The sequence below is a fragment of the Streptomyces sp. NPDC040622 genome (genome assembly GCF_055593965.1).
The window spans coordinates 573,669-587,619 of sequence record NZ_JBVIXD010000001.1 but is presented as its reverse complement, the minus strand read 5'-3'; the positions used below and the strand labels follow the sequence as shown (position 1 = coordinate 587,619).

The following is a 13,951-nucleotide window of genomic DNA, read 5'->3' as shown; positions in this document are numbered from 1 at the left end:
CCTGACACCACTCGCCCCTCGGTCCAGCCCCTGCGGGTCCATGCACGGCCCGCCCGTCACCGGAAGTGCGGTGAGATCCCGGCTTCCGGCTCATGGCCTCGGTCGCGCCGCCGGTCAGGGTCCGGTCGGTCCCTCGTGCAGCTGGGCTTCGATGAGGAACGGGCCTCCCGCCTCATAACCTTCCTGGACCGCTTCGCTCAAGTGGGCGCCTGTGGTGATGCGCCGGCCGGGTACGCCCATGGACTCGGCGAGGGCGACGAAGTCGATGGCCGGCCGGGTGAGGTCCATTCCCACGAATGCCTCCGGTTCGGGCCCGCTCTGCTGCCAGTTGTCCTTCAGGACGCGGTATTCGCGATTGTTGGCCACCACGAAGGCGATGGGCAGACGCAGGTGTGCCGCTGTCCACAAGGCCTGGGGGCTGTACATGGCGGCTCCGTCCCCGACCGTGCACATGATCTGTCCGCGGTCGCGCGCCAGGCTCGCACCGATGGCCGCGGGCATGGCCCAGCCGAGCCCACCGGACACCCACTGATACTGGTTGGCCCGACGCAGTTGGAGGGCCGCTCGGATGTGGCGGGACGCCTGCGGGGCCTCGTCCACGACCAGGGCGTCCGAGGGCAGTGTCGTGGCGAGACTCGCACCGAAGGTCGGGAGGTCGAGCGGCCCGGTTCGGCCGCAGGGTGTCGGCGCACGCAGTTTCCAGGACGGGTGGTCCGCAGGGGCGAGACACTTGAGCAGTTCTTGCAGTGTGGGCTGCAACTGGCCGTGCAGGGCCTGATCGGCGGGCGTCTCGCGGCCGGGGTCGCCGGGGTCCGCGGTGATGTGCACGACGTGGGTCTTCTCGTTCAGCAGCGGGCCGGGGGCGTAGGGGAAGTAGCGCGCAAGGGCGCCCGCGCCGGCGATCAGGACCAGACTGTAGGGAGCCAGTGCCTCCTGGATACCGGCCGCGTTCGGGGGCAGGTAGCCCTGCCACAGCGGATGTGCGGTGGGGAACGGGTTCGTCGCCGGCCAGCCCGATCCCCAGACCGGCGCCCCCAGTTCCTCGGCGAGGGCCAGCCCCTCGTCGGGTGCGTGGCGGGCGAGTTCGTCGCAGAAGATCAGCGCGGTGTCCCCGGCGGGCGTCTCGTTGAGTTTCCTGGCCAGCGCGTCGACGGGCGCGGACGCGGCGAACTGCACGCGGGTGGGCTGGGGAGGCGGGGGGCCGGTCTCCTCCAGCAAATTCATCGGCAGGGAGAGGAAGACCGGACCGGTCGGCGGGGCCTGGGCCAGCCGGAAGGCCCGCAGCAGGGCCTCGCCGAGTTCTTCGCGGGTGGTGACCTCGTGCGCCCATTTCACGGTGGGGGCCGTCAGACCGGCGAGGTCGCCCGCGAGGACCGGGCCGTGGATGAGGTGCCGCTGGTCCTGCTGGCCGGCCGTGACCACCAGGGGCACTCCCGCGGCCGCCGCGTTGGTCAGCGCGCCGACTCCGTTTCCCAGACCCGCCGCGGCGTGGAGGTTGGCGAAAGCGGGACGACCGGAGACGCGGGCGTGCCCGTCCGCCATGGCCACGGCGGACGCTTCCTGGAGGGCGAGAACGTACTCGATGTCGTGCTGCGTGGCCAGTTGCTGCAGGAGAGACAGTTCGGTGGTGCCGGGATTGCCGAAGACGTACCGGACGCCCTCGTCCCGAAGGACGCGCAGCACCACTTCGGCGCCGGTGAGCTGTTGGACATCAGAGGTGGCAGTAGCCATGGAAGAGCTCCGAATCCGCGCTCCCGGGGAGCACATGAAGGTGAGACGTGGTGGCAGGCGGCCCTGCCGGGATGGGGTGACGCCCTGGTGGCCGGGACCCTGCGCCGACTCAGTGGGGTGCCGGCGCGGGGGCCGGAAAGGTGCCTGTCACGCGCACCCGGTCGCAGTACGCGCGCACGGCGCTCCAGGTGTGGACCATGTGCGGGTCGGTGGCATGGCCGCGGCAGTCCAGCCACAGCAGCCGTGAGTCTCCCCCGGTCGGCAGCGTGTGCAGGCCGAGGATGTCGGCGTGTGCCGTGGTCAGGCACTCCAGCACGTCGCTCAGGGACGTGCTCGACACGGTCAGGGCCAAGCTGGTGACATCGTTGCCGGTGGGCGGCGGAAGCGCATCGACACGGCGTACCAGGGCGAAACGCGTCACCGGTGGGCGAGAGGTGTCGAGGGAGGCGAGGATGTCGAGCCGGTAGTGTTCCGCGGCGCGCCGGGTGCAGATGACCGCCTGGTAGGCGGTGTCCGACCGCAGCAGTTCTTCCGCGGAGGCGGACGTGGACGCGGTGGTCGTCGTAGCCGCCCGGGGCAGCCGTGCCGCCAGCCACGGCTGGGCCTGCGCGAGCGCATGAGGATGGCTGGCCACCGTCTCCACCGTGGCCAGGGTGGTGCCCGGAGCGGCTGCCAACACCCAGTCGATGGGCACGTGGACACGTGCGACCGCGGCCAACTCGTCGGAGTCCGCCAAGGCCACCAGGGTGTCGTGGACCGGACCCGACACACTGTTCTCCAGCGGGACCACCGCTTCGTCCGCGGTTCCGTCAAGGAGCCCGCACATCACCTCGGGCAGTGTGCTCAGGGCGTGCAGCTCGGTGTCGTCCGGGCCGGGCATGAGCTCGGCCGCGTGGTGCGACACCGACGCCGTCGGGCCCAGAAAGACCCGCCGGACCGGGCCCGGGCCGGAGAGGACCGGCAGGATGGGGTCCTTGCCCCGGCACAGCCGCAGCAGGCTCAGGGCGATGTCACGCCCGGCCGGGCCCAGACCGTCGTGATACCGCCGGACGATGACGCCCTCGCGCTGTTGATCGGTGCGGCAGCCGCCCTCGGCGGTACGGGCCGACTGAACCAGCGCCGACAAGGACGACCGCTCTCGCAGGGACTTGATGATCTGCTGATCCAGGTGATCGAGGCGTTTCCTGGCCTCGGTGATTTCGCCGCTGTGGGCATCTGTGGTGTACGGCATTGCCTGCGTCCTCCGCTCTCTCGTGCCGCTGTCTGAAGCAGCCGCCCGCCCCCGCCGACGCGCTCGATCCCCCGATGCGCCGGTGCGTGGGGAGCGTCCGAAACCGACGCGGGGCCGTGTTCACTGAGGTGGCCCGGGAGTGGAAGACGTGAGGCTCGGCACACGTTCGGTGTCCGGCGTACACGGGACTCGCCCCACACGCCTGACCTCTCCATGAAGCATGTACTCACAGGTGCCCGTACGCCGAGGTGCATACCGTCGGCACTGTGCCCCAGGCGTTGAACACGTTGAACGGACCGTCAACGAGCAGTTCACCTTCCGGGTGCCGGATCGGGGAGCCGGACGCCGGTCGGCCTACGTCGCGCGGGAGAGGGCGACCACGGCGTTCTGGCCGCCGAATCCGGAGGAGTTGACCAGGGCAGCCTCACAGCTCAACTCCCGTGGTGCGCCCGCGACGACGTCCAGATCGATGTCCGGGTCCAGCACCTGGAGATTTGCGGTGGGCGGGACCACCTGGTGTTTCAGGGACAGGACGGCGCAGGCGGTCGCGATCGCTCCGGCCGCGCCGATGGAGTGCCCAATGGTGCCCTTCAGCGCGGTTACCGGAGGAGGCGTCGGGAACAGACGGCGCAGGGCGTGTGCCTCTGCCAGGTCTCCGGCGCGGGTCGAGGTGGCATGGGCGCTGACGAAGCCGATGTCGCTCGGCGTCAGGCCGGCGTCGGCGAGCGCAGTGCCGGCGGCCGACAGCAGTCCGTCGCCGCCGGGATGCGGGGCGACGGGGTGGAAGGCGTCGCTGGTGGCACCGGCACCGTCGAGGTAGGCGTGCATGGGCGCGCGTCGCGCCCGGGCGTCGCTCTCGCGCTCCAGGACCAGTAGCCCGGCGCCCTCGCCCAGCACGAACCCGTCCCGGTCGGCGTCGAACGGGCGGGAGGCGCGGGACGGTTGATCGTCGCGCCGCGAAAGGGCTCGCATCTGGGCGAAGCAAGCAGCCGGCATGGCCGCGCATACGCTCTCGCTTCCCCCGCTCACCGCGATGTCGCAGTCGCCGGCCAACAGCAGTCGCCGGGCCAGGGCGAGCGCGGTGGTGCCGGATGCGCAGGCCGTGCTCACCGTGAAGCTCGGTCCCGTCACCCCGAGGTCGAGACTCACTTCGCCCGCCACCAGATTGGGGATCGAGCGGGGCAGTGCGAGCGGAGAAACACGCTCGGGACGGTCCGAGTTGAGCCGCCCGAACTCGACGGGATACGTGGCGAGACTGTTGCAGCCGATCCCCAGGACCACGGCGACCCTCGCCGGCTCCCAGGCGCCGGCGAGACCGGCGTCCTCGACGGCCTGCCGGGCAGCGAGCACAGCCATCGCCGCGAAGGGATCGAGACGGCGGCTGTGCGTACGCCCGAGCAGCTTCTCGGCGTTCAGATCGTGCACCTTGCAGCTGAAGTCGACTGGCATGCCCTCGAGTTGCGAGTCGTGGGCGGCCGCCGACTGGCCCGCGCACACGCCGCGCCAGGTGCGTTCAACGCTCTGTCCGACCGGTGTGATGAGGCCGAGTCCGGTGATGGCGACGCGGGGGCCGGTCATCGCAGGGCCCTCTTCCGGTTGCCGCGGCGGTGATCTCGACGTACGGGATCCACCTCCCGCAGGCGGCTGCTGAGCTGCGTTCCGATGGCATGCAGCAACGCGTCTTTGGTCGCGCAGGAAAGGTCAGCGGGAGGGGCGGATGCTGAATCGTCGTTTCGGCTCGTATGGCTCGGCATGGGCAGTCCTTTCAGGCTTTGCGGGCATGCTCGGTCTTCGAGAGTCGTATCCGGAGCTGGCCTCAGGGCAGCCGCACCACCTGCGCGGCATAGGTCACGCCGGCACCGAAGCCGACGAACAGGGCCAGTTCGCCGGCGAGACGGGGGTGCTCGCGCAGCAGCTCTTCGGCGGCCATGGGAACGGAGGCTGCCGAGGTGTTGCCGCTGGTGACGACGGAGTGGGCGACCAACACGTCCGAGGGAAGGGAGAGTTCGGCGACGAGTGCCGCGGTCATGCGGTCGTTGGCCTGGTGTGGCACGAACGCCGCCAGGTCGTCCAGTTCGAGTCCGGCGCCGTGCACGGCTGCTCGCACCGTGTCGGGAACATGGGTGGTGACCCATCGATACAACTCGGGCCCCTCCATGGCGAGGTAGGCAGGTGGCCCGGACTCGGGAGCCTGGGCCGGCGGCTCGGCCGCGCGGGTCAGGAGTTGCCGTCCGGAGGTGTCGCTGCCCCAGACGACCGGTCCGATCTCCGGCTGCGGCGAGGCGAGCACCAGGCCGGCGCCCGCACCGTCGGCGAAGATCACGCTGGTCGTACGGTCGCGCGGGTCCACCACGTCAGTCATGCGCTCGACGCCGACCACGAGGACCCGCGCGAATTCGCCGCTGGTCACGAAGGTGCGCGCGAGTTCGACACCGACGCAGAACCCGGCGCAGGCCGCGGAGAGGTCTACCAGGTGCCGGGGGCCGCCACCGAGTTCCTCGCTGATCGCGCCGGAGAGCGAGGTCGCCGCGTCCAGGTGACTCATGGATGCGGCGATGACACAGTCCACGTCCGCGGGCTCGCACAATCCCGCGGTGGCCAGGGCGCGTTCGGCGGCCCGGGCACCCATGTAGGCCAGGGTCTCGGACGCGTGCGCGACGCCCCGGCACTGGATACCGGTGCGCCGACGGATCCACTGGTCGCTGGTGGGCAACGCGTGGGCCTGGATGAGTTCGTCATTGGACACGTCGTGAGCGGGGCGGTACGCGGCGAGTGAGACCAGTCGCGCGCCGCAGCTTTTCGATGCGGGGAAATTCAGCATGTTCCTTCGTCCTGCCCTTGCATTGTCCTGTTCTGCCGGAAGAGGGTATTCCGCAATTGTATTCGCGACGGGACGCACCCTCCGCCATCCATCAGGTATTACAGAAGCAACTCTTGCGCACTTCGCTTTCAATGGAGTGCGCCGTGTGCGCCGCAGCATGCGCCGGTGGCGCCCGCACCTGTGAACCCAAGGCCCCTGCGGCGAAATAACCTCAGAAACAGTCGAATACAGGCGTTTCACCTAGCTGATTCAGGGAACGACGCGATCGGCAATCACACGTGCGAGTGATAGTCGAGGAATTTTATTGCCTCAGCGGTGCCGTATCGCGTTACCTGTGCCACCTGGACAATTCCTTTCGCAAACACGCTTGAATGCACCCAGGTGAACGGGATCATGAAAGACACTGCTCCACGGAAACGCCATGGAATTCTCTCCGCAATGGCCCGTGCGACGTCAGCCAGACCGCGTACTGTGCTCATGGTCGCCGCGCTGCTGTCGCTGTTGTGTCTTCCCCTGGCGCAGGACGTGCACCGTGACCTTCGCAACGGTGGGACCACTTCGGCGGGCGTCGAGGCTGCTCGCGCGGAGCGGGAGCTCACCACCAGGTTCGGCGCGGGAACCCCCCAACTGGTCCTTCTGGCCAAGGCATCCGCCCCACTGGACTCCCCCGCGGTGGCCACCGCGGGACGCCGCCTGACGGCACGGCTTGCTGCGGCACCAGGAGTCGCCACCACCCGCTCGTACTGGACCACCTCGCCGCACGACGCGTCCATGCGCTCCCACGACGGGCGCGCGGCCCTGGTCGTCGCCCAGCTCACCGGCGAGGAGAGCGATCAACGCCACACAGCCGCCCGCGTCGTGGGGCAACTCGACGGCCACCAGGGCCCCTTGACGGTCTCCGCGACCGGCTCGGCCCAGATCGGCGTGGAAGTGGATGCGCGGAGCCGCGACGACCTGCTGCGGGCCGAGCTCATCGCCGCCCCGCCCATGCTCCTGGTACTGGTCGCCGTGATCGGCACCGTGGCAGGCGCCCTGTTGCCCGCCGTGCTCGCCGCCCTTGCGGTCCTCGTTTCCTTCGCCTCTCTGCGGATCATCGCGGCCCTCACACCGGTCTCCGTGTACGCCCTCAACATGACGACCGCGCTGACCCTGGCGCTGTCCGTCGACTACAGCCTCTTCCTGCTCGGCCGCTACCGCGAGGAGGTCGCTGCGGGCCACGACCGGCCGACCGCCGTGCGCACCGCGACACTCACGGCCGGACGGACCATCTTGTTCTCCGCCGTGGCCCTGTCCGCGGTACTGTCCGCGTTGCTCTTCTTCCCGCCCTACTTCCTCCGGTCGTTCGCCTACGCGGGAATGTGCGTCACTGTCGTCTCGGCGGTGGGCGCCGTAGTGGTCCTGCCCGCACTGCTCCTGCTGCTCGGGGACCGAGTGGAGTCGTGGCCGGTCGGGCTGCCGGGCGCCGCGCGCCGCCGCGGCTCACCGGCGCGCAACATGTGGACACGGCTGGCCGGACTGGTCTCCCGCCGTCCTTGGGCTGTCGCGCTGAGCGTGACGAGTCTTCTGTTGCTGCTCGCAGCGCCCTTCGTGCACGCCCAGTTCGGCCTGATGGACGATCGGGCACTGCCCCCGGACGCACCGTCCCATCGGGCCGCTCAGGAATTGCGCGACCGTTTCGACCCCGCTCCGCCGGTGACCGTCGCTCTGACCACGGCCCAGCGCTCCCCGGATCCCGGCCGACTCCGTTCCTATCGTGCAGAGTTGGCGGCCTTGCCCGGCGTCACGCGAGTCACCACCGCCACCGGCCCGCACGGCGCCCGGCTCGCCGTGCAATCGCCGGTCGAACCCTACTCGGACGCCGGCGCGGCACTGGTACGGCAGGTGCGTGCGGTCCTCGCGCCGGGCGAGCGCCTGGTCGGTGGCCCCGCCGCGCTCTTGGTCGACACCCGTGCGGAACTGGCCGGGCGGCTGCCCTGGGCGCTCGGCACGGTGGCCGTCGCGACCCTTCTCGTGCTCTTCCTCTTCACCGGCTCGGTCCTGCTGCCGCTCAAGGGACTGATCATCAACCTCCTCAGCCTCACGGCCGCCTTCGGCGCGATGGTCCACATCTTTCAGGAAGGCCATCTCAAATGGCTGGTCGGCGACTTCACCACGACCGGACAGCTCGACGTGGGCATCCCCACCCTCATCTTCTGCATCGGTTTCGGCCTGGCCATGGATTACGAGGTGTTCCTGCTGTCCCGGGTCCGCGAGCAGCACCTGGTGACCGGCGACACCACCGAAGCCGTCGTCACGGGCCTCGGGGCCTGCGGCCGCATCGTCACCTCCGCCGCGGTGATCCTCGTCGTCGTCTTCACCGCCTTCGCCACCTCACAGGTCTCCTTGGTCAAACTCTTCGGCGTCGGCCTCGCCCTCGCCGTGGCCCTCGACGCGACCCTCGTCCGCGGCCTCCTGGTACCCGCCTTCATGATCCTCGCCGGACGTGCCAACTGGTGGGCCCCCGCACCCCTGCGCGCCGTCCACCGCAAGTTCGGAATGCGCGAGGACGGGGCCGCACCGGGCGCCGCCGACACACCCCACCACCCCGTATCCAACGACAGGAGCGTCACCAACCCATGACCACCGTCCTCACAGGCGCCACCGGCTACCTCGGTTCGCACGCCCTTGCCCGCCTGCTCGCCCTCGGCGAGGACGTCACGGTTCTCGTCCGTGGCGGCACCGACCGTGCCCGCCGCCGGCTGCGGACAGCCCTGCGGGCCACGAACGAAGTGCTCCCTGACAACGCGCTGGATCACGTCACCATCGTCTCCGCCGACCTGACCCTGCCTCAACTGGGCCTGGACCCGGCCGATCACGCCGACCTCGCGGATCGCACCCGCCGCCTGTGGCACCTGGCGGGCTGCATCACCCTCACTGGCGAACCCGGCCTGCTGCGGCAAGTCAATGTCGAAGGCACACGCAGCGTCCTCGAACTGGCGGCCGCCGCGCGCCACTGCACACACGTCGTGCACACCAGTACCGCGTACGTCGCAGGCGGCCGGGCCCACGGTTCCGTCCACGAGGACGATCTCAACCCGGGCTGGGGCTTCCTCAACCCCTACGAGCGTTCCAAGCACGAAGGAGAGCAGATCGTAAGGGCCTGGTCCAGCGCGTACGAGGTGCCCGTCAGTGTTCTGCGCCCCAGCATCGTCGTCAGCGACCGGCCCACCCCGCCCGGCGCGCCGCGCCATCCGCACGCGGTGATCGAATCCCGCGCCGCGCTTCTGGACCGGGTGCCCGACTTCAGCGATCACCACGGCGGCCCGCGCCACATTCGTGTCCGTTGCAGTCCCGGCGCGGCCCTCAACATCGTTCCGACCGATTTCGCTCTGCGCGCGATGACCGCCGTCGCGGTCCGCGCCCCCACCGAGGCGCTCCGCACCTTTCACGTGGTGCACCCGGTCAACACCCCGGTGACCACCCTGCTGGAAAGCCTCAGCGACGCAGTGCCGCGGATCCGGCTCACTCCGGTGCCGGCCCTGCCGGAAAAGACCCCGCTGGAGGAAGCCGTGCACCACGGGTTGTCCGGCTACAGCTCCTACTTCGACCTTCAACGCCGCTACGACCACAAGCATCTGGACGCCGTTCTTGATGACTCCGTCCTGCGCCCGGCCCCTCTGGATGCCCCCTACCTGGGTGCCACGTTCACGACATTGCGAGCGAACACGAGGACGCTGCGATGACGACAACGACCCCTGCTGCCGGCCCGGCCCACATCAGGCTCGTCGCCCACCGACGTGGCGCACCGCCGGGCATCGGTGCCCTCAGCGACCTGGCACGTCATTGCCCGGCGCACCTCTACCGGGATGACAGCCCCCTGGCCATGCCCCCTGACGTGCACATCACCCAGCACATTCGTCACACACACGTGTCCGACGAGTCTGCCCTGAACGCGACACTGGCCCGCCTCACCCACGTCGCGTTGCCCGACTGGCCCTGGGAGCTGGTCGTCCTGCACGGATATCGCGACGACGCGCACACCCTCGCCCTCCGCACGGCCGCGGACCTGCGCACCGACGACGGCCTGCTTCCACTGCTGATGTTCCTGTGATGCTGGGCCGTCCGGGTCAGGACTTCGAGTCGTCCAGAGAGGCCATGCGAACGGGTCGGTGGGCTCTCGGCCCACAATCGCCTCGTACAGCTGTCGGCCGTCTCGTACGGCTATCCCTTTTTTCGCACCGGCGCGGGGTGCTGTCCGGTCAGCCACAGTGCGAGCGTGGCGGTCAGCGCGCAGCCGGTCATGCCGAGGAAGAGCGGCATGACGGTGTGGCTGCCCGCGATCCCCATCAGGGGAGCGACGGCCGCACCGAGAACGCTTTGCAGTGTGCCGAGCACGGCCGAGCCGGTGCCGGCCGCGTGCGGCACGCGTTCGAGGGCGAGTGCCGGGGCGGTGGCGAAGACCTGCCCGAGGCCGAGGAAGCCGACGCCGACCAGGCCCAGGGCCCACATCCGGTCGAGGTTTCCGGTGGCGGTGACGAGCAGGGCGGCGGCACTCGACGCCAGAAGCACGGACAGCCCGGTGCCCAGCAGGAGTCGAGGGCTGTAGCGGCTGACGAGGCGGGTGGCGGCGGCACTGGAGGCGGTGGCGGTGAGGGCGCCGACGGAGAAGGCCACGGATGACTCACCGACGCTGAGGCCCAGGACTTTCTGCAGCAGGAACGGGGAAGCCGCGATGTAGCAGAACAGGGTGGCACTGGCGAAGCAGAAGGCGAGGGTGTGGCCGAGGTAGAAACGGTCCGTCAGGACCGAGCCGGCGGCCTTGAGCGTGGTCATGATGCCGCCGGAGTGCCGGTGTTCAGCGGGCAGGCTCTCCGGTACGAGGAGCAGCGCGGCCAGGAACATGAGCGCGGTCGCGCCGGCCAGCAACCAGAAGACCGCGCGCCAACCGCCGGGACCGTTCACCACCGCCCCGCCGGCCAGCGGCGCCACGATGGGGGCGATACCGCCCAGGGCCATCAGCACGCCGAAGATCTTCGCCGCGGCCGTGCCTGACGCGAGGTCCGAGACGACGGCCCGGCCGACGACGACACCTGCGGCCCCGCTGAATCCCATGAGAAACCGCAGGCCGGTCAGGAATTCGAGCGAGGGCGCAACGGCGCACAGAGCGGTGACCAGTGTGCAGCTGCCGGTTCCTAGGAGGATCGGCTTTCGGCGGCCGTACCGGTCGGAGAGGGGACCGAGTACGAGCTGGCCGACGGCCAGCCCGAAGAGGAAGGCGGTGAGGGTGAGTTGGACCCCGGCGGCGTCCGTGGACAGGTCTCGCGCCATGGCCGGAAAGCCCGGGAGGTACATGTCCGTGGACAGCGGGATCACGAAGGACAGCAGTGCGAGGGTCGCGGTCAGGCGGCCCGGCGGGGACGAGGGCGTCGGCCTCGTCCCCACCGGCCTCGGCGCCGAGCGCGTCACCGAACGGTCGTCTTGAGCGCGGGCAGGGGAGGTCATGGTCGCTCCAGGGGTGGAGGGAAGGGAGCAGCAGGCCCGTTGACTATCAATATATAGCTATAGCAAAAGCTAGAGTGGGAGGGTGACCAAAGGCGATGACGCACCCCACGACCGTGCACTGCTGCGCGAAGCCGGGCAGCTGACCCCTGCGATCTACGCCCTCGCCCGCGTCCTGCGGCTGCGAGGGGTCGACGAGGCGGGGCTGTTGCCGCTGCCTCCGTCAGACATGGAGGTCCTGCGCTACGTGCTGGATTCCCCGGGCACGGGGACGAGCGCTCTCGCGCGCGAACTCGGGCTGCACGGGAGCAACGCCAGCACCACCGTGCGGGGCCTGGTCGCGCGGGGCCTGATCCGCCGCGAGACCGACCCTCAGGACCGCCGTGCCGTTCAGCTGTACCCGACGCTGGATGCCCAGCACGGAATGGCGCGAATCGAAAACGCCTGGGCCGCCCTGTTCGCCGACGCTCTCGCCGCGTTGCCCGCCGACGACCGTGCCGCACTCGCCGCCGCGACGCCGGCGCTGCGAGCACTCGGCTCCACCTTGCGCGATCGCCGCAACACCGCTCACGACTGACAGCGCCCCGCCGCCCACCCGGCGCACCGCGCCGCGGACGCCCCTGCGAAGGGTTGTCCCGCACACGATCCGGAGGCACGGCGCGAGGTGACAGTTCCTTGACACCTCGGCCGCGGTGTCAAGTTGTCGAGTGGTCAACTTCTGACCGAATACGGACAGCTGTGGTGGTTCCGCTCCGGGGCCGGGGAGGGAGCGGGATGATTCCCCGTGACTTCGCCGGTTGCCGGCTCTGCACGATCTCGGGCGGGGTGAGGCTGTTGCGGCCCGGTCCCTGCCGCGGCGGTGCGCGACGTGTGCGTCATGTCCCCGGTGGCGGTCGAGCCGCTGGTGGCGCGGTGCTCGATGTAGGGGGCCCTGGCGCCCGGCGGTTGAGTGGACCGCCGGTGGCGGGGCTTGTGCGACCGCGCCGCCGCCGGTTCTCGGGGTCCTCCGGATCTGCCGTCGGGGCGCGGAACCGATGAGGGGGGAATACCTTGAACTCTGCACCTTCCAGACCCCGCCGTTCCGTTGCACGCCGGGGGTCGCGCTGGGGGCGTCGACTGACCTCGCTCGTTGCCGGTGGCGCTCTGACACTGACGGGCGTGGCGACGCTCGCCGAGCCCGCCCACGCCGCCGCGGGGCCGAAGGCCTACGTCTCCAATTTCGGTGGCGACGCCGTCTCGGTGCTCGACACGGGCACCAACACCATCACCGGCAGTTTCAACGTCGGCAGCAATCCCACCGGCCTGGCGATCAGCCCGGCCGGCACCCAGGGGTACGTCACCAACTTCGACGACGGCACCGTCTCGGCGTTCGACACGGGGACCGACTCGGTGACCGCGACCATCTCCGTGGGCAGCAACCCCCTCAACGTGGCATTCGCCCCGTCCGGGACCCGTGCGTACGTCACGAACCTGTCCGACTCCACCGTCTCGGTCATCAACACCGCGACGAACACCGTGAGCGCCACCATCCCGGTCGGGACCTCCCCGAACGGGATGGCGGTGAACCCGTCGGGCACCACCGCCTACGTGACGAACAGCGGCGACGACACGGTGTCGGTCATCAGCACCGCGACCAACGCCGTCACCGACACCGTCCCGGTCGGGGACGGACCCTCCGGGGTCGCGGTCAGCCCTTCGGGGACCAGCGCGTACGTCACCAACAACGACGGGACCACGGTCTCGGCCATCAACACCGCGACGAACACGGTGAGCGCCACCGTCACCGTCGGGACCTCCCCGAACGGCGTCTCGTTCAACCCGTCCGGCACCAAGGCCTACGTCAGTGACACCGGCAGCGACGACGTCAAGGTGATCGACACCGCCACCAGCACCGTGACGTCGACCGTCCCGGTAGGCGACGGCCCGGCCAAGGTCGAGGTCAGTCCGTCCGGCGGGGCCGCCTACGCCACCAACCGGGGCGGCGACAGCGTCTCGGTGATCGACACCGCGACCGACGCGGTCACCGCCACGGTCAGCGGGTTCAACAGCCCCTACGGCATCGCCTTCGCTCCCGCGCCGGCACAGGGTCAGGCGGACATCGACGTCAACCTCACCGCCCGGCCGTACCTGAGCATCCTCGTGCCGTACCTGAGCTACACCCTCACCGCCCACAACACCGGTCCCGAGGCCGTCACTTCCGCGACCCTGACCGCGAAGCTGCCGGCGGGTGCCTCCGCCACGAACCTCTCCGCCGGATGCAGCGTCGCCTCCGCCAAGGTGACCTGCACCTACGGAGCCATCGCCGGCAACGCGAGCGTGAACAAGACCTTCCGCGTCCCGCTGAACCTGCTGACGCTCGGCCCGGTCAAGGTCACCGGCCTGCGCACCGCCTCCGCCCCCACCGACTCCAACGCCGCCAACGACAGCGCGGCCGTCACCTGCACCGCCGTCTCCATCATTCTCGTCACCTGCCCATGACACCGCGCTGACGCCACCCAGTACGCCGGACGGGGGGGGGGGGGGGGGGGGGGGGGGGGGGGGGGGGGGGTGGGGGGGCGGGGGGGGGGGGGGGGGGTGGGGGGGGGGGGGGGGAGGGGTGGGGGGGGGGGGGGGGGGGGGGGGGGGGGGTGGGGGGGGGGGGGGGGTGTGGGGGGGGGGGGGGGGGGGGGGGGGGGGGGGGGGGGGGGGGT

10 protein-coding genes are annotated in these 13,951 nt (G+C 70.4%); 5 read left to right on the top strand and 5 right to left on the bottom strand.

Going from position 1 to position 13,951, the window contains the following annotated elements:
* Positions 1–114: 114 nt before the first annotated feature.
* The 4 genes from ACZ592_RS02560 to ACZ592_RS02545 form a co-directional block, all read right to left on the bottom strand.
* Complete coding sequence (locus ACZ592_RS02560) at positions 115–1,731, bottom strand: thiamine pyrophosphate-binding protein (RefSeq protein WP_471579639.1); 1,617 nt, start codon at positions 1,729–1,731, stop codon at positions 115–117.
* A 109-nt stretch (positions 1,732–1,840) separates the two neighbouring features.
* On the bottom strand, positions 1,841–2,962 hold the full coding sequence (locus ACZ592_RS02555) for a chorismate mutase (protein ID WP_471579638.1): 1,122 nt from the start codon (positions 2,960–2,962) through the stop codon (positions 1,841–1,843).
* A 354-nt stretch (positions 2,963–3,316) separates the two neighbouring features.
* On the bottom strand, positions 3,317–4,540 hold the full coding sequence (locus tag ACZ592_RS02550; RefSeq protein ID WP_471579637.1) for a beta-ketoacyl-[acyl-carrier-protein] synthase family protein: 1,224 nt from the start codon (positions 4,538–4,540) through the stop codon (positions 3,317–3,319).
* A gap of 238 nt (positions 4,541–4,778) precedes the next feature.
* A complete protein-coding gene (locus tag ACZ592_RS02545) occupies positions 4,779–5,783 on the bottom strand; it encodes a beta-ketoacyl-ACP synthase 3 (RefSeq protein WP_471579636.1) in 1,005 nt (334 codons plus the stop codon).
* Between the two features lie 477 nt (positions 5,784–6,260).
* Between ACZ592_RS02545 and ACZ592_RS02540 the strand changes: the two genes are divergently transcribed.
* The 3 genes from ACZ592_RS02540 (at position 6,261) to ACZ592_RS02530 (ending at position 9,873) form a co-directional block, all read left to right on the top strand.
* Positions 6,261–8,402, top strand: coding sequence for an MMPL family transporter (locus ACZ592_RS02540; protein WP_471579635.1), 2,142 nt, complete (start codon positions 6,261–6,263; stop codon positions 8,400–8,402).
* Positions 8,399–9,505 carry an SDR family oxidoreductase gene (locus tag ACZ592_RS02535; protein WP_471579634.1) on the top strand — a complete coding sequence of 369 codons (1,107 nt, stop codon included), beginning with the start codon at positions 8,399–8,401 and terminating at the stop codon, positions 9,503–9,505. Before ACZ592_RS02540 ends, ACZ592_RS02535 begins: the two co-directional genes overlap by 4 nt.
* Positions 9,506–9,690: 185 nt before the next feature.
* Entirely contained in the window at positions 9,691–9,873 is a 183-nt protein-coding gene (locus ACZ592_RS02530) for a hypothetical protein (protein WP_471579633.1), read from the top strand.
* Between the two features lie 110 nt (positions 9,874–9,983).
* Here ACZ592_RS02530 and ACZ592_RS02525 read toward each other — a convergent pair whose 3' ends face one another.
* Complete coding sequence (locus ACZ592_RS02525) at positions 9,984–11,264, bottom strand: multidrug effflux MFS transporter (protein WP_471579632.1); 1,281 nt, start codon at positions 11,262–11,264, stop codon at positions 9,984–9,986.
* Positions 11,265–11,346: 82 nt separating this feature from the next.
* Between ACZ592_RS02525 and ACZ592_RS02520 the strand changes: the two genes are divergently transcribed.
* Together ACZ592_RS02520 and ACZ592_RS02515 are read left to right on the top strand one after the other, a co-directional pair.
* Complete coding sequence (locus ACZ592_RS02520) at positions 11,347–11,838, top strand: MarR family winged helix-turn-helix transcriptional regulator (RefSeq protein WP_471579631.1); 492 nt, start codon at positions 11,347–11,349, stop codon at positions 11,836–11,838.
* A 581-nt stretch (positions 11,839–12,419) separates the two neighbouring features.
* On the top strand, positions 12,420–13,739 hold the full coding sequence (locus ACZ592_RS02515) for a beta-propeller fold lactonase family protein (RefSeq protein WP_471579630.1): 1,320 nt from the start codon (positions 12,420–12,422) through the stop codon (positions 13,737–13,739).
* Positions 13,740–13,951: the final 212 nt, after the last annotated feature.

What these genes read in the sequence shown, in the direction of transcription:
- ACZ592_RS02560 (WP_471579639.1), bottom strand. Translation starts at nt 1,731, where the DNA reads ATGGCTACTGCCACCTCTGATGTCCAACAGCTCACCGGCGCCGAAGTG.
- ACZ592_RS02555 (WP_471579638.1), bottom strand. Translation starts at nt 2,962, where the DNA reads ATGCCGTACACCACAGATGCCCACAGCGGCGAAATCACCGAGGCCAGG.
- ACZ592_RS02550 (WP_471579637.1), bottom strand. Translation starts at nt 4,540, where the DNA reads ATGACCGGCCCCCGCGTCGCCATCACCGGACTCGGCCTCATCACACCG.
- ACZ592_RS02545 (WP_471579636.1), bottom strand. Translation starts at nt 5,783, where the DNA reads ATGCTGAATTTCCCCGCATCGAAAAGCTGCGGCGCGCGACTGGTCTCA.
- ACZ592_RS02540 (WP_471579635.1), top strand. Translation starts at nt 6,261, where the DNA reads ATGGTCGCCGCGCTGCTGTCGCTGTTGTGTCTTCCCCTGGCGCAGGAC.
- ACZ592_RS02535 (WP_471579634.1), top strand. Translation starts at nt 8,399, where the DNA reads ATGACCACCGTCCTCACAGGCGCCACCGGCTACCTCGGTTCGCACGCC.
- ACZ592_RS02525 (WP_471579632.1), bottom strand. Translation starts at nt 11,264, where the DNA reads ATGACCTCCCCTGCCCGCGCTCAAGACGACCGTTCGGTGACGCGCTCG.